Origin of the sequence: Streptomyces griseus (genome assembly GCF_900460065.1) — a bacterium.
GTDB classification, from domain to species: domain Bacteria; phylum Actinomycetota; class Actinomycetes; order Streptomycetales; family Streptomycetaceae; genus Streptomyces; species Streptomyces griseus.
In genome coordinates this window covers 80,168-106,206 of the sequence record NZ_UAVD01000057.1, presented here as the reverse complement: position 1 = coordinate 106,206, position 26,039 = coordinate 80,168, and the positions used below count along the sequence as shown (strand labels likewise).

18 protein-coding genes and 5 pseudogenes are annotated in these 26,039 nt (G+C 65.9%); 13 read left to right on the top strand and 10 right to left on the bottom strand.

Translation table 11 applies throughout. The annotated features are described in order from the left end of the window. Positions 1-252: 252 nt before the first annotated feature. The gene (locus DTB53_RS35780; protein WP_042497904.1) at positions 253-642 is read left to right on the top strand and encodes a hypothetical protein; all 390 of its coding nucleotides are present in this window, start codon (positions 253-255) and stop codon (positions 640-642) included. Between the two features lie 41 nt (positions 643-683). Next, positions 684-947, top strand: a complete 264-nt coding sequence (locus tag DTB53_RS35775; protein ID WP_012382379.1) for a hypothetical protein — start codon at positions 684-686, stop codon at positions 945-947. 330 nt (positions 948-1,277) lie between these two features. On the opposite strand, the gene DTB53_RS35770 is transcribed toward DTB53_RS35775, so the two are convergent. After that, positions 1,278-1,709, bottom strand: a complete 432-nt coding sequence (locus DTB53_RS35770; RefSeq protein ID WP_370454259.1) for a hypothetical protein — start codon at positions 1,707-1,709, stop codon at positions 1,278-1,280. On the opposite strand from DTB53_RS35770, the pseudogene DTB53_RS35765 reads away from it, so the two are divergent. Both DTB53_RS35765 and tpg read left to right on the top strand, forming a co-directional pair. Continuing rightward, positions 1,635-2,357 (top strand): annotated as a pseudogene (locus DTB53_RS35765) (telomere-associated protein Tap); the annotation flags it as partial. The gene DTB53_RS35770 and the pseudogene DTB53_RS35765 sit on opposite strands and share 75 nt — an antisense overlap. A gap of 9 nt (positions 2,358-2,366) precedes the next feature. Next, positions 2,367-2,851 (top strand): annotated as a pseudogene (gene tpg, locus DTB53_RS35760) (telomere-protecting terminal protein Tpg). Between the two features lie 313 nt (positions 2,852-3,164). On the opposite strand, the gene DTB53_RS35755 reads toward tpg, so the two are convergent. The 4 genes and pseudogenes from DTB53_RS35755 to DTB53_RS35740 all read right to left on the bottom strand — a co-directional run. Continuing rightward, positions 3,165-3,656, bottom strand: coding sequence for an SUKH-4 family immunity protein (locus DTB53_RS35755; RefSeq protein ID WP_075025183.1), 492 nt, complete (start codon positions 3,654-3,656; stop codon positions 3,165-3,167). A gap of 68 nt (positions 3,657-3,724) precedes the next feature. Beyond that, positions 3,725-10,210 carry an RHS repeat-associated core domain-containing protein gene (locus tag DTB53_RS35750; protein ID WP_236586265.1) on the bottom strand — a complete coding sequence of 2,162 codons (6,486 nt, stop codon included), beginning with the start codon at positions 10,208-10,210 and terminating at the stop codon, positions 3,725-3,727. A gap of 384 nt (positions 10,211-10,594) precedes the next feature. Beyond that, the gene (locus DTB53_RS35745; RefSeq protein WP_042497902.1) at positions 10,595-14,326 is read right to left on the bottom strand and encodes a laminin G domain-containing protein; all 3,732 of its coding nucleotides are present in this window, start codon (positions 14,324-14,326) and stop codon (positions 10,595-10,597) included. A gap of 195 nt (positions 14,327-14,521) precedes the next feature. Then, positions 14,522-14,885, bottom strand: a pseudogene (locus tag DTB53_RS35740) (transposase); the annotation flags it as partial. 123 nt (positions 14,886-15,008) lie between these two features. Here DTB53_RS35740 and DTB53_RS38085 point away from each other — a divergent pair. The 6 genes and pseudogenes from DTB53_RS38085 (at position 15,009) to istB (ending at position 21,060) form a co-directional block, all read left to right on the top strand. Continuing rightward, complete coding sequence (locus DTB53_RS38085; protein WP_308017958.1) at positions 15,009-15,236, top strand: hypothetical protein; 228 nt, start codon at positions 15,009-15,011, stop codon at positions 15,234-15,236. Between the two features lie 447 nt (positions 15,237-15,683). Then, on the top strand, positions 15,684-16,472 hold the full coding sequence (locus tag DTB53_RS35730; RefSeq protein WP_012382373.1) for a class I SAM-dependent methyltransferase: 789 nt from the start codon (positions 15,684-15,686) through the stop codon (positions 16,470-16,472). A gap of 158 nt (positions 16,473-16,630) precedes the next feature. Next, the gene (locus DTB53_RS35725; protein ID WP_425580622.1) at positions 16,631-17,989 is read left to right on the top strand and encodes an IS701 family transposase; all 1,359 of its coding nucleotides are present in this window, start codon (positions 16,631-16,633) and stop codon (positions 17,987-17,989) included. A gap of 4 nt (positions 17,990-17,993) precedes the next feature. Beyond that, positions 17,994-18,746 (top strand): annotated as a pseudogene (locus tag DTB53_RS35720) (helix-turn-helix domain-containing protein); the annotation flags it as partial. Between the two features lie 188 nt (positions 18,747-18,934). Continuing rightward, positions 18,935-20,290, top strand: a complete 1,356-nt coding sequence (gene istA / locus DTB53_RS35710; protein ID WP_237528421.1) for an IS21 family transposase — start codon at positions 18,935-18,937, stop codon at positions 20,288-20,290. Then, positions 20,287-21,060: an IS21-like element helper ATPase IstB gene (istB, locus tag DTB53_RS35705; protein WP_012382369.1), complete on the top strand. Its 774-nt coding sequence runs from the start codon at positions 20,287-20,289 to the stop codon at positions 21,058-21,060. Before istA ends, istB begins: the two co-directional genes overlap by 4 nt. Positions 21,061-21,078: 18 nt before the next feature. On the opposite strand, the gene DTB53_RS35700 is transcribed toward istB, so the two are convergent. Then, positions 21,079-21,432: a hypothetical protein gene (locus DTB53_RS35700; RefSeq protein ID WP_042498974.1), complete on the bottom strand. Its 354-nt coding sequence runs from the start codon at positions 21,430-21,432 to the stop codon at positions 21,079-21,081. Here DTB53_RS35700 and DTB53_RS35695 point away from each other — a divergent pair. Beyond that, complete coding sequence (locus DTB53_RS35695) at positions 21,431-21,952, top strand: transposase (protein WP_237528420.1); 522 nt, start codon at positions 21,431-21,433, stop codon at positions 21,950-21,952. The two genes, DTB53_RS35700 and DTB53_RS35695, sit on opposite strands and share 2 nt — an antisense overlap. A gap of 40 nt (positions 21,953-21,992) precedes the next feature. Here the strand turns inward: DTB53_RS35695 and DTB53_RS35690 are convergent, their stop codons facing one another. Further along, complete coding sequence (locus tag DTB53_RS35690; protein WP_042498972.1) at positions 21,993-22,616, bottom strand: helix-turn-helix domain-containing protein; 624 nt, start codon at positions 22,614-22,616, stop codon at positions 21,993-21,995. A 231-nt stretch (positions 22,617-22,847) separates the two neighbouring features. After that, a complete protein-coding gene (locus DTB53_RS35685; RefSeq protein ID WP_141727036.1) occupies positions 22,848-23,246 on the bottom strand; it encodes a hypothetical protein in 399 nt (132 codons plus the stop codon). A 64-nt stretch (positions 23,247-23,310) separates the two neighbouring features. On the opposite strand from DTB53_RS35685, the gene DTB53_RS36725 reads away from it, so the two are divergent. Then, a complete protein-coding gene (locus DTB53_RS36725) occupies positions 23,311-23,604 on the top strand; it encodes a hypothetical protein (protein WP_012382365.1) in 294 nt (97 codons plus the stop codon). 114 nt (positions 23,605-23,718) lie between these two features. On the opposite strand, the gene DTB53_RS35680 is transcribed toward DTB53_RS36725, so the two are convergent. Together DTB53_RS35680 and DTB53_RS35675 are read right to left on the bottom strand one after the other, a co-directional pair. Continuing rightward, a complete protein-coding gene (locus DTB53_RS35680) occupies positions 23,719-24,201 on the bottom strand; it encodes a hypothetical protein (RefSeq protein ID WP_012382364.1) in 483 nt (160 codons plus the stop codon). A gap of 98 nt (positions 24,202-24,299) precedes the next feature. Beyond that, positions 24,300-25,471, bottom strand: a pseudogene (locus DTB53_RS35675) (IS110 family RNA-guided transposase). 246 nt (positions 25,472-25,717) lie between these two features. Here DTB53_RS35675 and DTB53_RS35670 point away from each other — a divergent pair. Next, positions 25,718-26,038, top strand: coding sequence for a trypco2 family protein (locus DTB53_RS35670; protein ID WP_012382361.1), 321 nt, complete (start codon positions 25,718-25,720; stop codon positions 26,036-26,038). Position 26,039 lies beyond the last annotated feature (1 nt).

The following is a 26,039-nucleotide window of genomic DNA, read 5'->3' as shown; positions in this document are numbered from 1 at the left end:
TCAGCGCACCGGCTCAAAGGTTGTGCGGACAACGCGAGGCTCACATTTTGCCTGCGGACTGCTGGAATGGGCACGAATGGCGGTAGTAACGAAGGATGCAGCTGAGCTTAGTTGATGGCTATGAGCTCCTGCGGATGCGACTTCGGCATCTCTACTGGCCCGGGCCTCATGGCCGCCTCATACCTGCGCCTGCACCAGAGCGGTAGCAAAAGATGGAGTCGCAGGAGTCCCGATACGCTGCGAATTCTTTTGATGATCTATACCCACCTCGAGGGCGACAAGCCGATCCAACTCGACTTCGTCGATAAGGCGAACGAGATCGAGGTGAGCGTCGAGCAACTGCGCGCCGAGGTGGACTGGTTCATCGAACAGGAATTCCTGGCGCTCGACGGAAATGTCGACGGGGTAGCACGTGTCTGGGTGAATCCCTCAGTCGCGTTCTTTCCAGGAACGGATCCGCGGGTTGCAGCGGCCCGGCACAGGTTCCCGTACTTCCAGCCCGCCAAGGGCGGAATGAGCGCTGAGGAGCCTGTCGTCATCCACCCGTACGAGCCCGAGCTCTGGGAGGGGGTCTACAACGTACAGCGGGAACTCTTCGAGAATCCACGAGTGTTCAGCTTCTGCCCAGGACACGCCAGGTAGAGCGTAGACCAACCGCCGATCTGGCTACGACGGTGCGCTCGATGGATCTCCTGTCCGCCGCGTTCCGCAAGGAGACCACCACGGCCGACGGGCGGACGCAGCGCTATCTGCTCGCACCGCCGCAGGACACGGCGCGCGGCCTGTGGCTGGCCCTGGATCACCAATCCAAGCCTGATACGCAACTTCGGCGCCGAGGACCCGACGACCGGCGCGCCCAAGTGCCGCGCCGCGCCGCGCCAGGTCTTGTCTTGTCCTGTCTCACTGAAGGTAACGTCCTGGGCCGACCGCCCTTGTACTTCGGGTAAGCATTCAGCCCGCCGGGCTGCCCTCCGGCTATCCCCGAGCCGTTGACGCCCTGAAGGGTGCTCCACCCCAGGACGATGAAGCCGACCGCCTGTGGTGATCGACGCCACCCGAGAGAGCACGGCCTGAGGCTCTGTTGCGGACGAGGCCGAAGCGTCAACCCTGTTTGACTCTCGCGTCAGATTCGCGCCGTCTCCCATTTCAAGCCGCCGCCATGCACCCCTTCTGAACAGCGCGGAAACGCCCTATCACACGGCTCACGGCCCTTCGTCGGCCGGCCGCGGCGGTGACCGCGGCGCTGCGGCCGATGCGGTGGGGCCGGAGGCGAACCGTCAGTCCGCGGGGACCGAAGGAGCCGGCGAGTGCCAGATAAGCATCCAGCCGGCAGTGAGCGCCACCGCGCCGCCTGCCAGGGCTGTTGCGCCGCCCGTTCCCACGCCTGCGGCCGCCGCGCCCAGGCAGACCGGTCCGAGGCCCTGGAGCGTCATGCTGCCGGAGCCGAGCAGGCCGAAGGCCTGGCCTTGGCTGTCCTGCGGCAGGGCGTCGAGGAACGGGCGTTGCAGGCCGAGGCTGTAGGCGTACCCGAGGCCGCTGAGGAGCAGCAGACCGGACGAGACGCCGGCCCCGGGTTCGGCGGCGAAGCCGATCAGGGGCAGTCCCGCCAGTGCGGCCAACGGGACCACCAGCCGCTCCCGGGCGGGTGGCCGCAGGAGTCGGCCCACCAGCAGGTCACCGACCAGCATGCCGGCCGGAAGGCAGCCCATCAGCACCGCGTACCAGCCGGGCGAGAAGTGGTGTTCTCCCGCGTAGGCGACGATGAGGCCCTCCGCGCCCGTCACGAGGAGTTCAAGGGCGACCGCCCCGCCGGTCCGGCCTGGTACGCGACTCCGACCGAGGCGTACGTCCGGTACGACAACGGCAACTACCTGGACGGCTAGTACCCAGCGGCTGCGCGACGCTTACCTCGCCACCATGACCGACCTCGGCGTCCACGCCGACATGGAGCCGGCCGACTTCCTCACGGCGATGGACGGCCACAAGGGCCGTGACCCGGAGCTGGGCATCGTCATCACAGCCATCAAGGCGACGGTCAAGGGCGGCCTGGGCAAACTCAGCGAGCGTCCCCGCGGGGAGGGCTGGCGGCCCGGCGAGCGGTGGCGCGCGCCCTGGAACGCCCGACGTGGCGGCCCGACATCCGCGCGGCGGTCATCTCCCGGACCCACATCAACCTCCACAGGAAAATCGTCAAGCACGTCGCGTTCACCGGCCCGTACCCCATCTCGATCCTGTCTGACTGCGTCGTCTACGCCGCCCACGGCCCCTCACCGCTGGAGGTCCGCGAGGCCCCGGAGCTCAACCTCGCCCGGTCCATCAAGGACGGCACCGTCAGCACCGCCGACAACGGAGAGTAGAAGAAGACGATGAGCCTGATCGGAGACGGCCTGGACGAGGCGGTGCAGAAGGCGTTCACCCGCCCCGCGCCGAAAAGCGCGGGTGCGCAGATGCGGTACATGGTGAAGCAGCTCGGCGGCACCAAGCCGGTCGCGCAGATGCTGCGGGTCTCCCAGCGCACCGCGGAGCGGTATGTGAAGGACCAGATCAAGAAGCCTCGACCGGATCTCGCTGGACGCGTGGCATCATCATCGACACCCGTGCCCGCCTGGGCTACACCGCCCCGATCGGCTCCACCGACCAGGACTGCATCCGCCACCTCACCGTGGCCCTGCCCCCGGTCCACGCCGCCCGCCTCTTCGACGCCCAGGAGCAGGGTGCGTCCGACGACCGGCTCCAGGAGATCGCGGCCGAAGCGCTCAAGGAGGTCCACTTCCAGGACGGCGGCCGCCGCGCCGGCTCCCTGGACGAGGTCCGGTTCACGGACATCGAGCACCTCGAGTTCGACCTGTAACCGTGTGCGACACGAGAGCGGGCCCCGGGCCTCGATGGTCTGGGGCCTGCTCCTTAAGCCTTCTTCGGTCAGAAGGGGCTCGACGCGAACGAGGTGATCAGCAGCATGTGATGCGATCGGCACCTGGTGCCGGTGGCTGGCCCTGTTCCGAAGGGGGCCGGGACAGCGACTGGTTCCCGGCTCCTGCTCGGAACAGGGCAACGGCCCTTGCCCCGTACATGTTTGGTCAAATCGGCGGAGGGGTCACCAGCTTCGTCGTGCCGTGGTCAACGTGCGCTGGGTGCGCGATCAGCGCCACCAGATGGGACATTCCTTAACTGAAATCTCCATTTATAATATCCCATTTGAGTTCGTACCACAAATTCCCTTCGGTTGCATATGCCTCCGGATCGGTGTGGCGTAGAAAATCCTCCACGTCTTGCGCAGCGGCATCCCAACTATCGCCACCTTCGTCTGCATCAAATGGGTATCGCTCGATGAGGCCGCGGACGCACAGGGAGAATCGCTCGAGGTTGGTATTGACCAGCACCACATGTTCCAGGCTTTTACCGGATTGCACCACGTGCCCGGTGCGGGGATCCCATAGGATACTTCCGAACAATCCAGTGCTGCCGAATTTGACAAATTCCCCATGCGCCCCAATCGTAACAGGCTCCAGGAAATCTAGGGCTTGATACACCGACCCAATCGCCTCATCTGGAACATCGAAATACTTTGGCACACGAGGATCCTCCACGGATTCGCGAAAGTGCAGCTGCGTCATCGAGAACTGAGGGGATTCCTCGTCGATACTTTCGTTACTCATTATCATTCTTTCTGTAGTGGGGTAAGCGTGTGGCGCCCGCAGAGGTGCGGACGCCACACTATTTCACCTCAGGGTGAGTTGAAGAGTGATCTTACCGCATCCTTCAAATCGGCATTAGCCTTATCGCGTATCGCATCCTGCTTGATTCGGTCCGGGTGGTTCCACTTGAAACTCCACGAGACGAACGGAATATCCTTGACCAGGTCCTCACACTTATTCGAGCAAGGCTCCCGCTCGGAATATAGTTCGACTATTTTCCTCTTCCCGGCCTGCTGAAACAAGTGCTCTTCCGCGTGCACGTGCTTTTTCGACTTTCCGACAATCACGTCGCCGTCATCCAATCGGGCGGCCGCGTAGTTCGTCATTCCCCTGTTCTTGTCGATGAGCCGTTGCAAGCGGACCGACTGACCCAGGTCTGTCGTTCCGTAGCCGACCTTCCCCTTTCCCCCTCTTCCCGGCTTGTGCAAAAACATCGCGGCGAGCGCGCCGGGGACTAGGTATGAGTCGCCATCAATATTGATACCTTGCTGCGCCGCCCAAGCGTCGTACTGAGCCCCTATATCACATCCGCCTGCGACCTGATTGTCGCCCCAGCAGCTGGTATTGACAGATGTATAGACCAGCTCAAGGCTATAGGCGATGTTCCTCAGCAAGCCCGCAAGTACTTCTACGGCGATACTGAGTCCGTTTGGAGCGAAACCTTGGGATCCCCCTGCGTCACCCTGGCCAGCATTTGCTGGGCTTGTCGATCCGGTCCCTGAATCCGTGTTGCTAGCGGTTCCGCCGCCACCGCCACCGCCACCGCCACCGCCACCGCCGCCACCGCCCCCGCTTGGACCGCTCGTGATCGGAGGGAAGGCGGGATCGGAGTTGTTCCCGCCGCCGCTGCCCGGTTGGCAGTGTCCGTTGCCTGGGTCGAGGCAGGTGCCTGTGGGATCGGAGTAGGTGACGGGGCTGTTTGCCGCGTAGCTGTAGCCGTTGAGCGTCTGGTGTTTAGTCGTTTCAAGGAGGGGGTCGACGCTGATGAATTGCCCGATGGTGGGGTCGTATTCGCGGGCGCCGATGTGAGTGAGGCCGGTGGTCTTGTCGTCGGTCTTTCCGAGGAAGGACTTGTCGTCTGGCCAGGTGCCGGTGGTATTGCCTCGGGTGGAGCCGAAGGGAGTGGTGTAGCGCTTGGTAACGGTTTGTGTGGTGTCTGAGGTGATGGCGATTGAGCTCGTACTGTGGTGGTCGGCGGCGAGGAAGCTGAGCTTCTCGGTGCCGGTCTGGTTGGAGCGGATGGCGATGGTGGATCCGGCCGCGCTGTAGTAGCGGTTGGCCCACTTCTTGCCGGACTTGAGGTGTACCTCGGTGTCGCCGAGGTAGAGGACGGTTTCTCCAGAGGATGCGTTGTCGCGGCGGATGAGGAGCTCGCCGTCGGCGTCGTAGACGTAGTCGGTGGTGGTGTTGCCTTCGGTGAGCTTGACCGGCTTGCCTTCGGCGTTCCACTCGAGGGACTGGGTTGTGGTTGAGCCGGCTTTCTCGACGCGGGTGGTGGTGTTGCCGGTCTTGTCGTAGGTGTACTGGGCGGCGGCGCCTGTGCAGGTGGGGCTGGTGGTGGTGGCGGTCAGGCCGTGGGGGTGGTCTGGGTCGTTGTAGCAGTAGGTGCGGGTGACCGGGGTGCCGGTGTTCTGCTTCTCGGTCTGGCGTTGCCCTGCCTTGGTGTAGGTGTAGGAGGTCCAGTAGGGGGCTGGGCCGCCGAGGTTGGCGGTGGTGCGGCCTGTCGCGGCGCAGTCGGAGGTCTTGGGTGTCCAGGCATCGGCGAGGCGGTTGTTGCCGTCGTAGGTGAAGCACTGGTTGTCGGTGCCTGTGCCGATGTCGGCCTGGTCGGCGATGGCGGTGACGTTGCCCGCCTGGTCATAGGTGTAGTTGAGGTCCTGGACGGGGCCTCGGGTCTGGTCGTCGGTTGCTGCGGTGAGCAGGCGTCCGGTGCCGGCCTCGTAGGTGTTGGTCTGGAAGACCCGCTTGGTTCCGGCGGCGGTGGAGGTGCCGAGCTGGAGCTGGGCGACCTGGCCAAGAGAGGTGTAGCTGGCTCCCAGTAGATACCCGGAGGTGCCGGATAGACCGGTGATCAGGCCGTTGTCAGCGTTGTAGTCGGCGGTGACGGTCTCGGCCGCCAGCCCGCCGCCGGCAGCCGATTTGAGGCTCCTGAGGGTGCCGTCCAAACGGTAGGCGACCTCTGTGGTGCTGTTTGCCGTGACCGCGCCAGAGGTGACCAGGGGGTCACTGGGCGGCAAGATCACCGTAGCGGCGGTGGCGCGGTTCAGGGCGTCGTAGGCGGTGATCTGCTTGGTGTAGGCCTTGCTGCCGCTCTGGCCCTTGCCTCCTTCGTAGCGGGTTGAGGCGACCGGGAGACCCTTGGCTTCGGTGATGTTGTCGAAGGTCCACTCGGCTTGAAGGTTGGCGTCGGTGCGGCTGGTCTGCCACTGCTTCGTCTTGCGGCCGAGCTCGTCGTACTCGTAGAGGAGGACCCTGTTCTCGGAGTCGGTGGTGGAGTCGATCTGGTCGAGAGTGGTGTAAGCGGTGGTCGCTTTGCCCTTGTCGGGGTCAGTGGCTGTGCGCTGGCGGCCGAAGAGATCGTAGGTGTAAGACCACTGGGTATCGTCGATCCCGGTGATCGTTTCCTGCTTGCCGTCCCGGGTGTAGGTGTGGGCGACACGGGTGTGCGGGGTGCCGAGGGTGGCGCCGTACTGGGTGTCGTCCGGTTGGGGGCCGGCGTAGGTGCGGGTCTCCTTGAGCCGGCCCAGGACGTCGGTGATGGTGCGGCTGGCGTTGCCTCCGGCCGGGGCCGTGGTGGCGGTGGAGTCGCCGGTGTACGTGGTGGTGGTGTCCCACTTCTTGACGCCGTTGACCATGAACGTGGAATTGGTGGCGCGGCCGGCGCCGTCGTGGTCGGTCAGGGTCTGGGAGCCGCTGCCGTAGGGCACCTTGGCGTAGGTGCTCGAGGGGGCGTTGTCCTTGTCGTAGACGTCGGCGTACGTCTCGTCGGCGAGGCCTCGGGAGTCGTAGCGGGTGTCGGTGAGGATGCGGCCGCCGTTCGGCGAGGGGCCCTGGGTCTGGACCGGGCGCAGCATCGAGTCGAGGAGCGCGTAGACGGTCTTGTAACTGGTGCCGTCTGCTTTGAGGGTGGCCACCGATGTCCAGGGGGCCTTGTCGCGCTCCAGGCCGTAGGCGTACTTGGCGCTGGGGCTGTCACCGCCGGATTTGGAGCGGTTGGGCATCCAGGTTGCGGTGATTCGGCCGAGCGCGTCGTAGGTGTTCTCGGTGCGCTTGAGGTTGGCGTCGAGGCTGTAGTTGACGGTACCGCGGGAGGGGTCGTGGTAGGTGCTGGACTGGTGGGCCTGGTTGTTGGAGGCCAACTTCGGCTTGGTGACCACCAGGGTGGCCAGCGGGCCGGCCGCGGCCGGGTAGTAGGCGGTCGTGGTGGTGCGGCCCTTGGCGTCGGTCACCTTGAGCGGGCGGCCGAGCTTGGCGGTGGCGGTGTCGTACTCGGTGGTGGCTACGGTCTGCCAGCCGCCGGAAACGGCGGGGTTACGGTCGGCTGTACCGTTGGCGGCCGGGTACGCCTGGACTCGTCCGGACCAGGTGGGCAGACCCAGCGTGGGCTTCTGACCCGGGGTCCAGCCGGTGACGGTGGAGCCGGCGGTGTCGTAGACGACGGCGGTGTCGGACAGGACGTCGCCGCGCTTGTCCTTGCCTTCCGCGAGGGTGGGCAGGGTGAGTTTGTCGTCGGTGTCGGCGCAGGCCTTGGCGACCGTGCGGGTCCGGGAGACCAGGCTGGTCAGACCGACCTCGGTGTTGCGGGCGTACCAGGTACGGGTGCAGGTCTCGTCACCGCTTGCCGACCAGTTGCCGTGGTTTTCGGTCTTGGTGACCATGCCGTACGTGTCGTCGAACGTGTTCGAGACTGCGGTAACGCGCCAGCTGTTGCTCGCAGTGAGCCAGGTGCGGCTGTAGGTGCGGGCGTTGCGGATGTAGTGCGCTTTGACGTGGGCATACGACTTCTGCTGGCTGGCGGTCTGCTTGGCCCACAGGTTGTTGAAGTCGAAGGCGATCGGGGTGCTGCCGTTGTAGGTGATCTTCTGGCGGAGCTGGCCGGCCCAGTAGTCGGTGTCGGTGGCGTCGGGCATGTCGGCCGACGGCAGGTCGATGCCTTGGACGGTGGCGGTGCGGGTGGTGCCGTCCTTCTTCTTGTCGCCGTGCATGCCTTGCATGTAGAGGCTGACGGTCTTGGACTGGGTGCCGCCGACTTCACCGCTGGTGGTCGTGACCCTCTGGTATCCGCGCCACGAGGACCAGGTGCGTTCCTTGTCCTTGGTGAAGGGGTCATCGTTGTAGTGCCAGCCGGGTGTCGCGTAGGAGTACTGGGATTCGGTGCCGGGGTTGCCGGTGGCCGGGTCGTTGGTGGTGACAGCGAGGACGCGGTACTTGTGGAACCAGTCCAGTGCGGGGTCACCGCCGTTGATCGGCCAGTAGACCGGGTAGCAGGATTTGTTGTTGTCGTCCTCGGCGGCCGGCATGTTGCTGCCGCGCACGCACTCGGTCGGGGAGAGCGCGACGGTGGTGATCGCGCCGGTCTCGGAGGTGATGTGCTCGATGCGCGGACGCGTCAGCGCCAGGATGTCGTCGAAGGTGGCGTCGACGCGGTTGGGGCGCTGCTGGTAGGTAAATTCCACCGGTGGCGCGCTGATGGCCGGGGTGGCGGTCTTGCCGGTGCGGACCAGCTTGGTCAGGACAAGGCTCTGGTCGGAACTGTTGTCGATGTCCTGGCCGTCCCAGAACTTCTGGGTGAGGGTGTAGGAGTCGACCGGGACGTAGGCGTCCGGTTCGGCGGCACGCGACCACGAGTAGGTGTCGATGTCGGTGAGCCGCTTGCGGGTGAAGAATGCCGGTGCTGTGCCCTTGCAGTCCGCCTCCGAAGCGGAGCAGATGGTGTCGAAGGGGACGTCGGGCCAGTTGTCCGCGGTGTCCTTGGTCAGCGAGGAGCAGTCACTGGCGGTGCAGCGTTCCTTGTAGGTGTAGGTCACCTTGCCGGAGGGCTGGCCGGTGAACAGAGTGTCGGCGCGCTGGCCGTAGCGGATCTCGCTTATGTAGCCGCCGCGGGTGTACTCGGCGAGCTTGGTCTTGTCGCCGTTCTTGGCGTAGTGGTTCGTTTCCGCCGTGTACCAGTAGGTGGAGGCGTTGCCGTGGACGTCGGTGACGAGGTCGAGGTTCCAGCGCCACGCCTGGGTCTTGGCGCGTCCGGAGAAGCCGGTGCCGGAGGAGTATCCGGGTTCGCCGGAGTCGTCGCCGAAGACGGGGGCGGTCCAGACGGAGTTGGTCCGCTCGGTTCCTGCACCGGGGAGCTTGTTCAGGCCGAAGGTGTAGACCGTTCCGTCACCGGTGACGACCTTCCAGTACTCGCCCTTGCCGTCGCCCTTGCCGCCCACGATGTCGTCGCCGTCGTCACCGTTGGTGGCGCCGGTCTCGTGGGTGACCTGGGAGGCGTCGTCGTTCTTCAGCCGCCAGACGCCCGTTCCGTCGTCCTTGACTAGTTCACTGGCCTTGCCGTTCAGGACGAGGGAGGCGTTCTCGTACTTCCAGCACTGGTCGAACTTGTCGCTCTGGCCGTCGTCCTCGCATGAGCCGTACTTGCGCTCGATGTAGGAGGAGGTCAGGTCAAACCCCTCACCGACCTGGGAGCTCTGGTTGTTGGTGTTCGCGGTGCGGCCGTCGATGCTGCCGGAGTCGTACGACAGAGCCAGCGACGGGACAGGGCCAGCGGCCGTGGGGGGGACGGTCAGCGGGTAGGACCAGGAGAAGGCGCCCGAGGAGGCGCCGGCTTCCCAGGAGGAGGAGGCCGAAAGCGCGGTCGCCTTGAAATCCCCCAGGCCAGAAGCGGAGGTCGCAGCAGCAGCCGTCACAGCAAAGACGGTGGGGGCGGAGATGGCCTCGGCCTTGTGGGGCACGGTACGCGCACTAGCGGTGTCGGCGGCGGCAATCGTGGTGCGGGCGGTGACCGTCTGGGCCTGGGGATCGTTGACCGACTCCACCGAAGTGGTGGTGCGGCACTCGTCCTTGTCCGGGGTGGTCAAAACACATGCAGGCATCTGGACGAGTCCTAGTCGCCCGGCCCAGTCACCACCGATGGCTGAGGCGAACCCGGAGTAGTCCACCATGACTTTGGCCGTGCCGGGCTGCTCGGCGGTGGCCGTGAACAGGACACCAGTGATGCCGACCTTGTCCGCGGCCTTCTGGTCCAGGACTGTGATCTTCGCGGTGCCACCTGCCCTCGGCCGGGCCTGGCGAGAGGATGTCTCGGGGGTGACGGCGTCGACGGTCACCGGGCCGATCGGTTTCGCGCCGGTGGCGTCCAGGTCGGTTGCGGCAGACGCCGGCTTCGGCCATGTGGCGCGGGCACGTTCGGCCTCGGCGCGGTCGAAGCTGCGCTGGTCGTCCCTCTTTGCTGATGCCACCTTGGCACGGGCCTTGGCCGCGCCCGGTGTGGTGGTGTTCTTGACCGTGGTGGATTTCACGTCGGATACGCCGGGACGGCTGGGGCGTTCGGCTGCCGAGGCGAGGGGGGTCAGGGATGTGGGTATTGACAGCACTGCAGCGAGGGAGACAAGCAGGGCTTTTCGTCTGGCTCGGTGGCGGGACGGTGGTGGGGAACTTTTGGACATGCTCTCTCCGAAAGAAAAGGGCGGGAGATAGCCCTGTGCCGGCCGGCACAGAGATGATGAAAATCGAGACCGCGATGGTTGACCGCCGGAGCAGAGAGTTGCTTCGGCGCATCTCGGCGGTAGCCGGCTAGCCCGTGCCTTGCCAGCTGCAGAGCCGCAGCCGGAAGCGCGTGGGGGCCGCAGCAGTGGAGGGGGTGTTCCCCGGGCTGTAGGGCCCGGGGAACATTCGTCAGTGGGTCAGTAGCCGACGACTTGCGTGACCTGGGTCTCGTCGGTGACAGCACCGGCCCACAGGCGGATATCGGTGATGCGGCCGGGCAGGAAGTTGCTCCACGCGCTGCTCAGCCACCCCTTGCCGATCGAGAGTTCACCGGTACCGGCCTGGGCGGTGTATTCGAGCCGGTCACCCTGGATCTCGCTTCCGACGTAGAGCGTGATCTGGCCTGTCCTGGAGTCGAAGGTGCCGACAAGGCCCACGGGGGTTTCCAGTGCAGCCAGGTCGTCGCTGGCCACAGAGGTTCCGGTGCCGTCGGCGGTCAGACGTCCGAAGTGCCAGCGGCCGACCGGAACGATCTTGGGAGGAACTGCGTTCCCGTCCTCGTCCAGGACGGGGTTCTCGTCCTCGTCGAGGACGGGTTCGCTGATGGTGCCGGTCTTCTCGAGCCAGAGTCCCCACGAGGAGCCGGTGGCTGTGCGCTGCCCCATGATCTGGGCGCGGTAGCCATTGGGCTTGGAGGCCAGTGCTGAGGTGGTCACGGCGACCTCGGTGGCGACGGTGAACGAACCGGTGTCGTCCACCGGGCGGCGTGGCGCGGTGGCCGAGCCGGAACTGCCGTTCAAGATGAGACCCGTACCGTCCAGCGACGCTCCGGAGTCCAACGTCACCGTGTTGCCGTACTTGCTCAGATCGGTGAGCGAGGTGGCTCCCGAAGCAGCGGCCTCGGGGTTGTAGTGGGCGACGAGCTCGGCATAAGCCTTGCCGTTGGTGTCCACCGGGTTGGCGTCCCTGGCGATGTCGCCCTCGGTCTTTGCCTCCTGCCACACCGTGACTTCGTCGACCTCGCCGGCGAAGTGGTCGACGTAGCCGCCCTTGTACTTCACCCGGCCGATCTGGAGCGGACCGGAGGACGGCCATGCGCCGGTAGTAAGGTCATCGGAGTTCTGCAGGACACCATTGACGTAAAGATGCAGCTTCTTGCTCTGGGTGTCGACGACGCCGGCCAGGTGCGTCCAGACCTTGGCCGAGGCGGGCTGTTTGCTGTCGGCTCGCTGATTGTCCAGCGATGTCACCGCCGTATCGGCATCGGCCAGTCGGAAGCACCAGCGGTTGACGTTCTCGCAGTAGCCGAGGAAAAAGGGGCTGTAGTGCGTTCCGTCCTGGCCGAGAACGGTGAAATAGCGCCCGGTGGTGTCCAGCCGGACCCAGGCTGCCACGGTGTAGGACAGTTGCGTTTCCAGCACCTTTCCGGGGGTGGAACCGTAGGCGGAGTTCGCCAGCGACAGCCCCTTGTCCTCACCGGTGGCCGTGGTCGCTCCCATGACACCATCGGTGATGGTCTTCTCGGTTACCACCCCGCGACGGCCGTTCGAGGTGCGGGAAGCTCCCACCAGGGTGACATCGTCACGCAGAGCGGGGGTTGTGGCGGAAAGGTCGTAGCCGACGCCGGAGGTTTCGTTGAACGACCACTTGCCGAATGGGGCACCGCCCTCACCCACCAGGAAGCGAACCGTGTTCTCGCCTGTGCGGTTGAGAGCGTCCTTGGTCATCACGTTGAGAACGACCGTGCCCGAGTCGGTAGGGACGATGCTCTCGGTGACCGTCGCGCCAGACTTCCAGGGCCGCCAGGCAGCGTCGCTGCTCAGCTTGTAGGCGTAAGCGACATTCACATCGCTCGTTCCGGCCGCAGGGCCGAAGCTCAGCTGCCCCGCAGTGCCGGGCTTGCCACCGGGTACACAAGAACTCGGAAGGCAGGCGCTGTAGACAGAGTTGAAGGTGATCGAGGGCGGCTTGGGCGCCGCACTGTCGATGGTGAAGTAGCAGAAGGGGGATGCACCGCTCCCGAGATACTTTGCGTACGAGGTGTCGTAGTAGGAACGGGTGTACGCGGCGTACCGGTACTGCTTCCCCTCCAGAAGAGGGACGTCCCAGGTCTTGTTCTGGTCCGCTCCGTCACCGACATGGCCGCTGGTGGGCTTGAGAGAACCGGTAGAAGGCTCGGGAGAGTCTGACCAGTTGCCGTCGGTGTTTTTCACATCGATGTCAAAGTAGGCACGGAGCATCGCACCGCTCTCGCCGCCTGAGGCGGTCTGCGGGGTGGCTGCCAGGTTCGGCGTCGGGTCGGACCAGACAGCCGGCTTGGCAGGATCCTTGCTGCAAACCTGCCCCGTTCCGGTCTCCAAGCCGTACTCCGTGGGAACGGCGGGCTTGCCGACGTAGATGACCCTCAGCACCGCGTCGTCGTCGAACCGCTTCCATGCCACGGGGTCGGACTCGTCCTTGGCCTTCAGCATCAGCGTGAGCGTTGAAAACTTGCCCGCGGCAAAGTCCTTCACCGTCGGAGTGAGATTCTCGTCCGGCTCGGGGGCGTAGTCGCTGAAGGTGACGGGGGCGCGAGGCTGAGAGGGACTGCAGGCGCTGCCGCGGCCATGGGAGACATTGCGGTCGCCCATCTGATCCCAGGAGTTGTCCGACTTCGGGCCGCCCGGCCCCGGCCACTTCGTGGACGCGGAGATGCCGTCGGTGCGCTCCAAGTCCACCCAACGGGCGTCACAGGAGAAGGACCATGTCTCCGTCACCGTGAACTCGGCGTCCAGGATGTGCTTGCCCTTGAGATTGCCAGCAGTGAACTCGTAGTACATCCGGTTGGTGTAGGGCGTACCGGTAGTACAGGAGTACCGTGTCCCGCCGATCACAGCAGATCCGCAACGGCCCACACTCATCCCGTTGTCGCCACCGGAGAAGTTGTAGAACACATCGCCGTCGGAAGACAGCACGGTGCGTTCGGACTTGGTCGCATTGACCGCAGGGTCGATGTACACGGGGAAGTCGGCCGGAGCGGTCTGCTCGATCAGGCCCGCATCAGGGGTAACGGTCAGCGAATCAGAGGAGACAGCGACATCCATCACCGCTGCCTGGTCACCGTCGCCAGGGCCCGCTAGCGGGTCGCCCTCCGCGGCGGGAGCCACCGGGACAGATTCGGCAGAGGCAGAGGCTGTGCGGGTGCCCGACGCAGATAGCGGCCGACCGGCGAGGGACTGAGTGCTGACGCCCTCTTCCGCGCTCCTACCGGCGGAGTTCCACATCTGGGCCGTAGGAGACCGGAAGACCACCCGACCGTTGCCATCAAGGGCCTCCATGGTGCCCACAGCACCCGTACGGACCGTCAGGCCCTCGACTTCCATGGAGTACTCGATGGACTGCAACTCCGGACTGGCCGCCGCCGCAGGTGTCTCAACCTCCAGGACCTGCCGGAAACCCTCCACAGTGGCCGTCATGATCAGATTCACGTCGGGTAGCACGTTCTCGTAGACCGCGCGTTCACCTTCGAGCCTCGGAGCGGGCAACGCTCCGGGCCATCCCAGGGAGATCGTCTGCCTGTCCTCACCTATGGTGACAAGATCCTTTCCCTGGCCCCCAGAGGAGAAAGTGAGGTCAACGGTCGCAGCCTTCGGGCCGATCGACCCGTCGGCCCGCTTCACCAACGTCGCGTCCGGCTCCTGCCAACCACCGCCGGGCTTCTCCACACGGACCGGAGCGATCGACTTCTCCAGCGTGAACGTCGCTCCGTCCGGGTTGGCAAAGGTCGTCTCGTACTCGGTTCGCTCCTCAACGACCTCGACCTGCTGCCCTGATTCAGCGGCCTGCGCCGAAGCGTTCAGGGGCGAGCCTGCTACTGAGGCCGCTTCAGGTGCAGCTGCCCGCGCCGTAGGCGCCGCTATGAGCGCCGGAGTGCCAGCAAGGAGGGCCAATGCAGTCAGCGAGGTGAGGATCCGACGTTTCCCCCCATGATGACCGCTTTGACCGTGTCGCATCGTTCTCACAGAATCCCCACAGATGCTTCAAAGAATCAATCAACCTGCCACATAGAACAGTCACGATTACCCCAGGTCAACGGCCGTTACAGGAAAGCAATCCTTGATCGCAGCCCACGGTGCGCAAAAAGTAGGTACAGGAAGATTGTCTGAGCGTGAATCTTTTCCTTCACAATCAGGTGGTACGCCCAACTGCCAGCCGAGCGGACAGGACGCCGTATCGGTCGCAGCATGGACACTGACCGCGACCTGGCAGTTCACCCGCGCCCCCAGGGCTCCGCAGTACTGGCGGGCGGCCCCGGCCGAGATCCGGCCGCACTTGGGAATCGACACATCGTCGATGACCGGACTGCTGCAAGGCTGCTGCCTGTTCCCGTCCGGCAGCTGCTCGCTCGACCATCGCCTGGGTCGATTTACGCTGGCCGTCCAGCATCAGGCCCCGCAGACAACACGCATCCCACCGCCGTTGATCCCGCCGCGGCAACGCCCCGAACACGGCCCGGTACGGGCCAGTGACCGGGGAGCCTGTCGAGGCCGTGCGCCTGCGGGAGCAGATGGCCGAGAGCGTGATCCGAGGCGGCTGGGCCCCTCCTCCCGTGTTCAGGCCGCGCTGCGCGCCGTGCCCCGCCACCGGTTCGTGCCGGAGGCCCCCTTGGAGACGGCGTACGACGACGAGATCGCGGTCACGACGGTGCGGGAGGACGGCGGGGCGGTCGTCAGTTCCGTTTCGGCGCCGTGGTTGCAGGCCGATATGGCCGAGCAACTGCGCCTGGAGCCGGGGACGCCGCGTCGTAGGCGCGGCCCTGGGTGGTGGAGGCGGGCTGAGCCTCATCGCCGGGAAGGCTGAGCTGCAAATCCAGGGCGGGTATCGCGACGATGCCCAGAGCCCCCAGCCCTTCCGTGACAGCTGCACTGTGCGCGGCTGTGGGAGGAACCCCAACGCTGCGACACCATCAGTGATGAATGTCGTGCACCGTTCCTCACGGCGATGGCCTGCGAGGAACGACTACCGCGGAGCGCCCTTCCGTAAGACCCCGCGGCAGCACTCCGTCTAAGACCCGGCATCATTCCACGATGTCATCCGCCCACGAGCCGAGCAGCTCAGAGCGATGAACTATGGAACAGACCGGGCACTTAGTACTCCAGTGTGGTTTCGTGATCACGTGCGGGTCGACTGCGCCCGGACCTGCCCGAAATTCGTTGATTCGAGCCGCAGTTGCAGGCGGGCTCTGTGGGCACGCATATTGATGGTCGGGCCAGGAACCGATCTACTGCAGCACACGTCTCCTGCACCATGACCTCAGGCGAGCACCAAGAGCACACGTTTTCCACCAGGTTGGTTTCACCGTCCTCGGTGAGTGTGGATCCGTCGAAGACCAACGACTACAACAGCTTCGCCGAGGCGTACACGGCTGCGAACGAAACCAACCTGGTCAATGCCTACTACGAGCGTCCCGCGATGCTGGCCCTCGCTGGAGACGTGGCTGGCCGGCGGATCCTCGACGCGGGCTGTGGCTCGGGGGCCTTGTTTGCCGCACTGCGTGACCGTGGCGCCATGGTGAGTGGTTTCGACTCGAGTGCCGGGATGCTGGGGCTGGCTCGGCGGCGGCTCGGCGACGGGGCGGATCTGCAGGTGGCGGAGCTGGGCAGCCCGCTTCTCTTCCCTGATGGCACGTTCGACGATGTAGTGGCGTCGCTGGTGCTGCACTACCTGGAGGACTGGGGGCTGGCGCTGGCCGAGCTGCGACGCGTACTCAGGCCCGGCGGTCGGCTGATCGCGTCTGTCGACCATCCCTTTGCCGTGAACCTCATTCACCGTGAGGCCGGTCGCGAGGCTGAGTGCGACTACTTCGACACCACCAAGTGGACCGTAGAGTGGAGCATGGGCGGCCAGACCACCCTGGTGAGTCGCTGGAACAGGCCGCTGCACGCGATGATCGAGGCTTTCACCGGGGCCGGTTTCCAAATAACGGTCATCAGCGAGCCGGAGCCTGATCCCGCCGCCCGCGAGCTGTTCCCCGAGGCCATGGCGGCCGAGCCGCGCTTCCTGTGCTTCCTGTTCTTCGTACTGCAAGCGGATTAGTACTCCGGTGTGCAGTCTCTCGATGGCCCAGGCGACGACGGCCAGTACGGCAGCGCCTGACGCGGGCGGCCGCCACGAGATGATCAGGGATTGTGTGCACTGCCGAAGATCGTGCGGTGGCGGCAGGCCATAGCGTAGACCCTGACCGGTGGCGGGCGATGTTCGACCAGGTCATGGCCCGGATCGCGGCCAGGTTCGGGCGCGTTGAGTCCCGGGCGGCGGCCCGTTCCTACCTGGTCGGGCTACTGGCGGGCGTCGAGCGGAAGAACTGCTGGCAGCTGGCCGAACGAGCGGGGCATAAGCGGCCCGGGCCCCTGCAGCGCCTGCTGAGGTATGCCCGATGGGACGCCGATGCGGTCCGCGACGACCTGCGTTCCTACGCCGCCGAACACCTCGGCACCGACGATGCTGTTCTCGTCGTCGACGAGACCGGTTTCCTGAAGAAGGGCCGGTCCTCGGCGGGAGTGCAGAGGCAGTACACGGGCACCGCCGGACGCATCGAGAACGCCCAGGTCGGCGTGTTCCTCTCCCTGGCCACCACCCGGGGCCGGGCCCTGATCGACCGTCGGCTCTACCTGCCCGAGCATTCCTGGAGCACCGATCCCGAGCGCCGCCGTGAGGCAGGAATACTCGAGACGGTGGAGTTCGCGACCAAGCCCCGCCTGGCCGGGGAGATGATCACCGCCGCGCTGGACGCCGGGATCGCCGACTCCTGGGTGACCGGCGACGAAGCCTACGGCCAGGGCCCCCGCCTGCGGACCGTTCTGGAAGCACGCGGCACCGGCTACGTGCTGGCCGTCGCCTGCTCGGCCCGGGTGAGGATCAATCACGGCCGCACCACAGTCCGCGCGGACACCGTCGCCGGGCGCCTGCCCGCCGCGGCCTGGCAACGACACAGCGCCAGAAGAGGCGCGAAAAGGCTACCGTCACTACGACTGGGCCTGGATCCACATCGGCACCGGAAGTCACCGCCACCTGCTGATCCGCCGCAACCGGACCACCGGCGAACTCGCCTTCTACCTGTGCTGGTCATCCACCACCGCGACACTGGCCGAACTCGTCCGCGTCGCTGGTGTCCGCTGGAGCATCGAGGAGTGTTTCCAGGCCGCCAAGGGCCAGGTCGGACTCGACCACTATCAGGTCAGGCACTGGACATCGTGGCACCGGCACATCACTCTCGCCATGCTCGCCCTGGCCTTCCTGACCGCCGTCGCCGCCGACGCGGCCCCGGCCGACCCGCTGGCCGGTACTTTCCGACTCAGGACGGCGACCCGATCTCCCTGACCGTCCCCGAGATCCGCCATCTGCTCACCGCGGTCTTCGCCCCGCCAGCCGCGACCGCAGCCAGGCTGCTGCACTGGTCCATCTGGCGCAGACGCCACCAGGCAACAGCCCGGCGTAGCCACTACCGTCGGCGGTCTCTCGACGAACCTGCTAGTGCCGCAGCAGGCAACGTTCGCCCCGTCGTGACGTGTCGCCCGGTTGCTGCGCCGGGCGGCACCGGACGGCCAGAATGATCACGTGGCTGAACGCGTGCAGGTCCGTGAGATCGATGACGACGAGGGAAGACGGCTGCTGCGGATCGTCCGCCGGGGCACTGGGTCGGTGGTGACCTAGCGGCGGGCCCAGATGGTGCTGCTGTCCGCTCAGCGCATGCCGGCGGCGAAGATCGCTGAGGTGACGTTCACCAGCGCGGACCGGGTCCGCGACGTGATCCACAACTTCAATGCCGACGGCTTCGAGGCACTCTACCCGAAATACAGGGGCGGGCGGCCGAGGACGTTCACCCTGCCCGAGCGCCGGGAGATCAAGAAGATCGCGAAGTATAAGCCGGCCGAGCACGGCCTGCCGTTCTCGACCTGGAGCCTGGCCAAGCTGGCCGACTTCCTGGTCGCCGAGGGGGTGGTCGACGACATCAGCCACGAGGGCCTTCGGGTCCTGCTCCGCGAGGAGGGCATCTCCTTTCAACGCGTGAAGACCTGGAAGACCTCCCGCGACCCGGACTACGCGGCCAAGAAGGCCCGTGTCGAGCACCTCTACGCGATCGCCGACGGCGAGGTCATACCCGAGGAAGGTGAGCCCGAAGTCGTCTTCTGCCTGGACGAGTTCGGGCCGCTCAATCTCCAGCCCCACCCCGGCCGGCAGTGGGCCGAACGCGGCGGACGACACAAGGACCCCGGGCGTGAACCCCGGCCCCGCCGACGGGCGACCTACACCCGCCCGCACGGGGTGAGGCACCTGTTCGCCGCCTACGACCTCGCCAAGGACCAGCTGTCGGCGTACAAGTGAACGTGCACCACCGCGTACGGATGAAAGTGCACCGTTCTTGATGCGGTGACGTCGGTGTCGCGCGAGTCTTCTGTCGTCCTGTTCGGGGTCGGCGGAGGGCGGCGAGAGTGGTATTGGACCCGCATCGCTGGTTGGAGCTGAGGCGTTTTCGCGGTCTGTATGAGTCCGGCGCGATGAGCCTGCGGGAGATCGCGAAGGAGACCGGGATGAACCGGCGCACGGTCGCCAAGTACCTGTCAGGCGAGACGCCGGTCGCGCCGCCGCGAAGGGCTCCCAACGGGCAGCCGTTCCGGCGGGTGGTGGATGAGGTCGCGCCGTTGATCGACGCAATGCTGCGGGCCGAGATCCTGCTCAAGGGGGCCGTGATCCACGAGCGGCTGGCGGCCGAGTACGGGTTCACCGGCAGCTACCAGCGGATCAAGATGTACTTGCAGGAAGCCCGGCCCCGCATCGCGCAGGAACTGGGCATCAGCCCGAGTGAACTGGCGGGTCTGCACCGCAGGTTCGAGGTGGTCCCCGGTGCCCAGGCCCAAGTCGACTGGGGAGACGAGGGCAGGATCCTCGCCCATGTCGGGATCCCGAAGGTCTACTCCTTCCACATGACCTTGTCCTACTCGCGCGATCCGTTCTGTTGCTTCACCGCCAGCCAGGACCTGGCCACCTTCTTCGACTGCCATCGTCAGGCGTTCGCGCACTTTGGTGGTGTCCCGATGTCGATCGTCTACGACCGCACCAAAACGGTGGTCCGTCGGCACGTCGCACCAGGTGAAGCCGTCCCTCTTCATCCAGAGGCCGTCGCCTTCGCCGGGCACTACGACTTCGATCCCGACGTCCTGGCCGCCTACCGGCCCACGGGCAAAGGCCGGGTCGAGAGGCAAGTATTGATCGTCCGCGACCACGTCCTGTCCGGACGGGCCTTCTCCTCCATCGAGGAACTCAACGCCGCATTCACCGCCTGGGTGCCGTTGCGGCGGGCGAAGGTGCACGGAACCCACGGCGAGGTCATCGGTCTCCGCGCGATCCGCGACCACGTGGCCCTCCGCCCACTGCCGCAAACGCCCTACGTGGTCACTCAGCGGCATCTCCGCCACGTCGGCAAGGACTGCCTCATCGCCTTCGACGCGAATCTCTACTCGGTGCCGGCCCGCAAGGTCCGCCCCCGACAGCTGGTTGAAGTCAGGGCCACGAAGTCCCAGATCATGCTGCATGCCACCGCCCCCGATCGCACTGGCGAAACACTGCTGGCCACCCACCCGAGGGCTGTCGGCCGAGGCGCCCGGATCGTGGACGAGAAGCACTGGGACGGCCTGCCGACGGGAGTCGGCCGCCGCGTCACCACCGGTGACGGGGGCCTGCCACGACCCCGCCGCCACGACGCCCTGGGCTCGCAGGCAGGGCCGCTGGCTGCCCTGCTGAACCGGACCGCGGTCACCCAGGTCGAGGTCAGCCGCCGGCCTTTGTCGGTCTATGACGAGCTGACCGGCACCCGCCCCTTCACCACCAAGCCGAGCACGAAGGAAACGTCTTGAGCGAGCTGGTCTCCACCCGCATCCGCAACACGGCCGGCAAGCTTGGCCTGCCGCACCTGGCCGAGGCCCTGACGCAATACGCCCAGCGGGCCGACGAGGCCAAGATGGGCTACCTCGACTTCATCGACCTGGTCCTCTCCGAAGAACTCGCCGTCCGTGAAGGCCGCCGCTTCCGCACCGGTCTGCGGATCTCGAAGCTGCCGCACCACAAGACGCTGGACGACTACGACTTCTCATTCCAGCCCGAACTTGACCCGCGCAAGGCCAAGGACCTCGCCACGTTGTCGTTCGTCGAGGCCAAAGCCAACGCCGCCCTGCTCGGGCCGCCAGGAGTGGGCAAGACGCACATCGCCGTCGCTCTCGCGGTCGCCGCCTGCCGGGCCGGATACTCGATCTACTTCACCAGCCTCGACGACATGGTCCGCAACCTCAAGACCGCCGAGGCCGCAGGGCGGCTGACCAGCAAGCTCGGCAGCTACCTCCGGCCAGCGGTTCTCGTGGTCGATGAGGTAGGCTACCAGCCCCTCGAACGAGCTGAGGCCAACCTGGTCTTCCAGGTCATCTCAAAGCGCTACGAAAAGGGCTCGATCATCCTGACCTTGAACAAGACCTTCAGTGAATGGGGACAGGTGTTCGGTGACGAGGTCCTGGCCACCGCCATCCTCGACCGCCTCCTGCACCACTGCGACGTGATCTCTATCAACGGCCCCAGCTACCGGCTCAAGAACCGACTTGCCGCCATCGAACGCGACCGGGACGACGCCGCCTGACCAAGCTTCCGGGAGTCTTCACAGGTCAGTCCAGACATGGCCTTCGGAGTAGTCGTGCCAGCCCCGGAAGAACCAGTTGGCAAGATCCCCAATCCGCTCTATGCAGTCCTCGAAGTAGGCGTCGGGCGTCGGCCTTGGGAAGTTCGGGTGCGACGTCCACGACGGAACCCAGGTCGCGACCTCATAGAACCCTTCAGCGACCCACCGATTGAGCTTCTGGTCTGACTGCGATTTTTCGCATGCGGCCCGCATCGCACGTTCCAGACGGGTGAATGCAGCCCGATCCCATTCCAGATCCCCACGCAGCCGCAGCAGGAAGCTCCCCTCCTCGGCGTCGAACTCCCGCCTCAAAACCTCGGTGATCTCATCCATGGTCGAGATCATGACAGTCCCCTCAGAGACGTCCGACGCTGCCCACGACCAACCAGTCACAACCACCTTGCGACTGCCAAGTGGTGCACGTTTGTCTGTACTTGCCGGAGCACTCAGAGAAGTACGCCGACACCAGCTCTACGGCCACGTCAAGAAGACCAAGAACCGTTCCAAGTTCCTGGAGTTCTGCCGCTACCTGCGCTCGCTGCACCCGGCGGACGTGCGCATCGCGATCGTCTGCGACAACTACTCGCCGCACCTGACGACCAAGCGCTGCCAGCGGGTCGGCACGTGGGCGGCGGCGAACAACGTCGAGATCGCCTGCACCCCGACCAACAGCTCATGGCTCAACCGGATCGAGGCCCAGTTCACAGCTCTGCGCTACTTCGCCCTCGACGGCACCGACCATGCCAGTCACAAGGCCCAGGGCAGCATGATCCGCCGCTACATCATCTGGCGGAACAAGCACGCCGAGGACAAGCGCCTACGCGAATTGGTTACCAGGGCGAACGTAGCTTGACGCAGCGCCAAGGCCGCATCGTGACGCCGCCACCTATCAGCTACTGCGTACTGCCGTCGTCGAGTCCGGCGATGACTCTGACGTCCGCTTCGGACATGTCCAGGATCCCGGCGATCAGGCGGGCCTGCAGCAGATCCGGGTTGTGCCCGCGGCGGAGCATGTGGATGGTGGACATCGACAGTCCGGCGGCCCTGGCCATCTCCCTGACCGGAATCCCGCGCAGGTCCATCAAACCGGTAAGCATCCGTCCGAACGGATGCGGCTCCGACCGCCCGGCAGGGGCAACGGCATCGCCGATGACAACGTCACCGATCTTGACTTGGAGGCGGATCAGCCGGTCGCCCGTGAACCCGACTTTCGCGACGAACGGCAGGCTCTCGCCGTTGCCGGAGACGACCGTTCCCGGGATCGACACCTCGGTGAACCTTACGGCGGGATCGCAGCGGTGATCCCCGGTCTCTGCGGGAAGTCCCGGCTGGACGCGGTCGACTTTCCAGTCGCGGTTCCACCACGGAAGGTCCTGCAGCACCTCGTTGAAGAAGGGCGGCAGGACGGTCATGTCCACGGGGTCTGGAGGATTCTTCTGACCTCCCCATATGACACTGGGCCAGTACCTCAGTGCCGCGATCACGTCCGCCGTCAGCGCGCGGTTGGCGGTCTCCACGGCCACACTCTCCCCCCAGTCGACGGAGCAGTCTCCCATGACCAGGCAAACGTTGTCTGATACGGCACTAGATAGTTGTGAAGACCCGTGCGGCCCCTGCTTGCCAGCTTCCGGGGTTGTGACGTTCCGAAGGGCCACCAAGCACAGCTGGTGGCCCTTCGGCCGCTTCTGCCGACTCCCCTGGCTTGTGTCCACGATCTCTGTGGTCGCCGCACTCCAGAGCGGCAGCGCTCAGTCCGGTGCCTCGTAGGAGGCGGAGTCGGGGCGGCAGCCTCGGACCCATCGCTCCAGGAGGAGCCGCTCCGCGGTGTGGTTACGCAGGTCCGATCCGCCCTTGACGTAGAGGGTGACTACATCGGTGCTCGCACGTTCGTTCCACCGGTTCTCCCGGGCGGCCTCAAGGACCGCGTAGTGGCTGACGTCGTATCCCGACATACGGGCGGCACGACCGAAGACCACGGCCGGCTCCCGGTCGGCGAAGAAGACCCAGCTTCGGGGGAGCCCGGCGCCACCGGCGTGCCCCGCAAAGTCCACCACGTATCCGCGCCGCACGATGTGGTCGTCGGTGTACTGCGGGCTGGGAAGCCGGTCGACGCTGTGACGTGGTCGTAGTGCGACGGCCCAAGGCATGTGTCGCACAGAAGCTTGTGTTCAGTGGTGAGCATGTGCATTCCCTTCCCTTCCTTTCAAGATCGTGAACCGGGCAGCCCTGGGACGCGTCCAGCGCTCCGGACGTCTTCGCCTCTGCGAAGACCCCCAGGTCAAGGACCTCTGGCACCGGACCGCCGACCTGCGCCGCCACGCCTACAACACGACGCGGCCCATGTATCTGGTGGGCGCGCGTCACCAGCCGGCCTGGATTCGGATCATGGGGTGGCAGCCCCTGCACGAACCCGGTCTGCGCGTGATCACCGGAGAACCGGCTACCGCCCCCACCCATACGGCCTCCGGAGCCGCTGGCGATGCCGCATCTGCCGAACGGGGCTGACGGGACTGAGGCCAGCGCAACCCGGCACGCCGATGGAACCCCTGGGCGGTCCCTGGCCCGTCTACGTCCCAATGTCGCGGCGTCCGGGCGTAAGGCTCTTGCCCGCGGTAGACCTCAGGCCGTACCCCTCAGCCGTCTGCCGGGACCTGACTGGCGGCCAGCATCGTGCACCGTGGCAGTCGGCTCTGCTGGATCCTTGTGAGCATCTCCGCGGAATGCGACGGCGTCCTCCCCGATTCCGACTACCTCCAGGAGGGTGTCCAGGGCCTTGTCGGCTTGCTCATGCGGCTCGGTCAGCCAGACATACGAGACCCCCACTGGATTGCCGTCGTGCTTACTGATCGCGAAGCTGAATCCCTTCAGCCGGAACAGCACGACGTCGAGCTCGTCCAGCCCGTCCCATGACCGCTCCACGTGCAGACGTAGTCGTTGAGCCACTGGCTGCACCGACAGCGCCAGCACTCCGATCATCTGGAAGATCGGGGCGTGGTGTTCCCAGACGCTGTACTGGTAAGCGGGGTTCTTGCCTGCGTGGTAGGACAGTTGTGCAGCTGGCTGCCAGTCGGGCTCAGGTGCCGGGACCTCGATCTCTGTCACAGCAGCTCCTCCCCACGGCCTCCAGCCGACTGATGATCAACCTACCTTCCCCGGGTCGGCCAGCGTTATGCGGCGCCGGTCAGGCCCCGTTGCGGTGGCTAGCCTGTCCAGCGTTGGTCGCGGATGAGGGCCCATAGGACGTCGAGGCGACGGCGGGCGAGGGCGAGGATCGCTTGTTTGTGGGTCTTGCCCCCGGCTCGTTCGCGGTCGTAGAAGGCCTTGGAGGTGAGGCAGAAGCGGGCGGCGACCTGGGCGGAGAGATAGAAGACCCGCGGGAGTCGGCAAAGGTAGCGGTGTGGTCGGCGCGTGTTCCCGCTGATCCGGTCCGAATCCCTTGGCACCGGTGTGAGTCCGGCGACGCCGGCAAGTCGGCCCACGCTGCCGAAGGCGTCCGTGTCTCCGCCGGTGCAGGCGATGAACTCAGCCCCCAGCAACGGGCCCATGCCGGGCATGCCGAGGACCACCTCAGCGTGACGGTGCTCTCGGAAACGGAGCGTGATCTGCACGTCGATGACAGCGATCTCTACGCCCAGCGCCAACACCGCCCCTGGCCGGGGTTTTGACCACAGCCACAGCAGTTCTCTCCCCGGCCACGGCGGTGTGCTGGGCCTGCGCCGCAGCGACGGCCGCATCGGCCGTGGCCTGGGAGCCACGGATGTTGCGGTTCTTCAACCAGGCCAAGCCGCCTCGAGCCGATCCGGCGCAGGCCAGGCGGAGACTGGTGGCCGGTCAGTAGGACGAGTGCCGCCTTGGAGGCGGCGTAGTCGAAGCCCCGCTCCAGGGCGGGAAAGTGCTTGAGCAGTTGTGCCCGCTTCCAGTTGATGGCGCGTGTGCGGTCGGCTGCGAGGTCGTAGCGGCGGGCGGTGAGGATCTTCAGGTCCACCGCGATCTCGTCCCACTCCTGCAGAGGCTGCACGTCCCGAAGCGTCCAGGCCTGATCCGCGATGACGTAAGCGTCCTTCGCATCGATCTTGCCGTCGCCCTGGTATCTGCGGGAGGCATGGTGAACGGTGCGGCCGGGAATGTAGAGCAGCCGCTGACCATGGCTGGCCAGAAGAGTCATCAGCAGAGCGCCCCCGCCGACGTTCACATCGATGGCCCAGGTCACCGGACCGTCCTCGGCCCGTGCGAGGACCTCGCCTACCAGCTCCAGGAGTTCGGGTTCGTTGTTGGGTACCCGGCGCGAGAGCGCCTTCGTCCCGTCCCTGTCGATCACCGTGCAGTGATCCGCGGCCTTGCCGGCATCCGTCCCCGCCCAGAGCTCGGGCACCCGACCCACCCTCGTCGATCGGTTGACTGGTCCCTGCAGACGACCACGCCGAGAGTCAACCCGCCAACAAGGTAAGGAGCGATGTCCACGAGGTCAGGACGGTGGGCGCTGTGGGCGCTGTCCGAGGACAGGGCAGCTCGTCCGGCCCACCCGCTCATCGACAGTGACGCGTTCCGGGCGGGATCCTGCTGGGTATGGCTGGTTCGGGGAAAGACACGAAGGCGGGGCCGACGGGGGAGGACGGACGTGGGGATCATCGGGCTGGCGCAAGCGGTGGAGCAGCTGCGGCAGGAGCTGGGGGAGGCGCAGGACGCTGGTTCCGACCAGCAGTTGCGGTTCGAGATCGATGAAGTCGAGCTGGAGTTGCAGGTCGAGCTGACCAAGGGGGCGGGCCCACAGGGGAAGGTGACGTTCGGGATCGTTTCGGTGGGAGGGGACGCGAAGATCGAGAGAGCCAGTACGCACCGGCTGCTGCTGCGGTTGACCGTGCGCGACGAAGCGCTGGGCGGAGAAAGAGCCAAGGTGTCCCGGGACCAGGAGAGGGGTTGGGACGAGGAAGACGCCTGAG

Coding starts and splice junctions, on each gene's coding strand:
- DTB53_RS35725 (WP_425580622.1), top strand. CDS start 16,631: ATGTTCGACCAGGTCATGGCCCGGATCGCGGCCAGGTTCGGGCGCGTT.
- DTB53_RS35730 (WP_012382373.1), top strand. CDS start 15,684: ATGACCTCAGGCGAGCACCAAGAGCACACGTTTTCCACCAGGTTGGTT.
- DTB53_RS35695 (WP_237528420.1), top strand. CDS start 21,431: ATGGTCGAGATCATGACAGTCCCCTCAGAGACGTCCGACGCTGCCCAC.
- istA (WP_237528421.1), top strand. CDS start 18,935: ATGAGCCTGCGGGAGATCGCGAAGGAGACCGGGATGAACCGGCGCACG.
- DTB53_RS35700 (WP_042498974.1), bottom strand. CDS start 21,432: ATGGATGAGATCACCGAGGTTTTGAGGCGGGAGTTCGACGCCGAGGAG.
- DTB53_RS35775 (WP_012382379.1), top strand. CDS start 684: ATGGATCTCCTGTCCGCCGCGTTCCGCAAGGAGACCACCACGGCCGAC.
- DTB53_RS35755 (WP_075025183.1), bottom strand. CDS start 3,656: ATGAGTAACGAAAGTATCGACGAGGAATCCCCTCAGTTCTCGATGACG.
- DTB53_RS35770 (WP_370454259.1), bottom strand. CDS start 1,709: ATGGGCTGCCTTCCGGCCGGCATGCTGGTCGGTGACCTGCTGGTGGGC.
- DTB53_RS35685 (WP_141727036.1), bottom strand. CDS start 23,246: ATGCCTTGGGCCGTCGCACTACGACCACGTCACAGCGTCGACCGGCTT.
- DTB53_RS35780 (WP_042497904.1), top strand. CDS start 253: ATGATCTATACCCACCTCGAGGGCGACAAGCCGATCCAACTCGACTTC.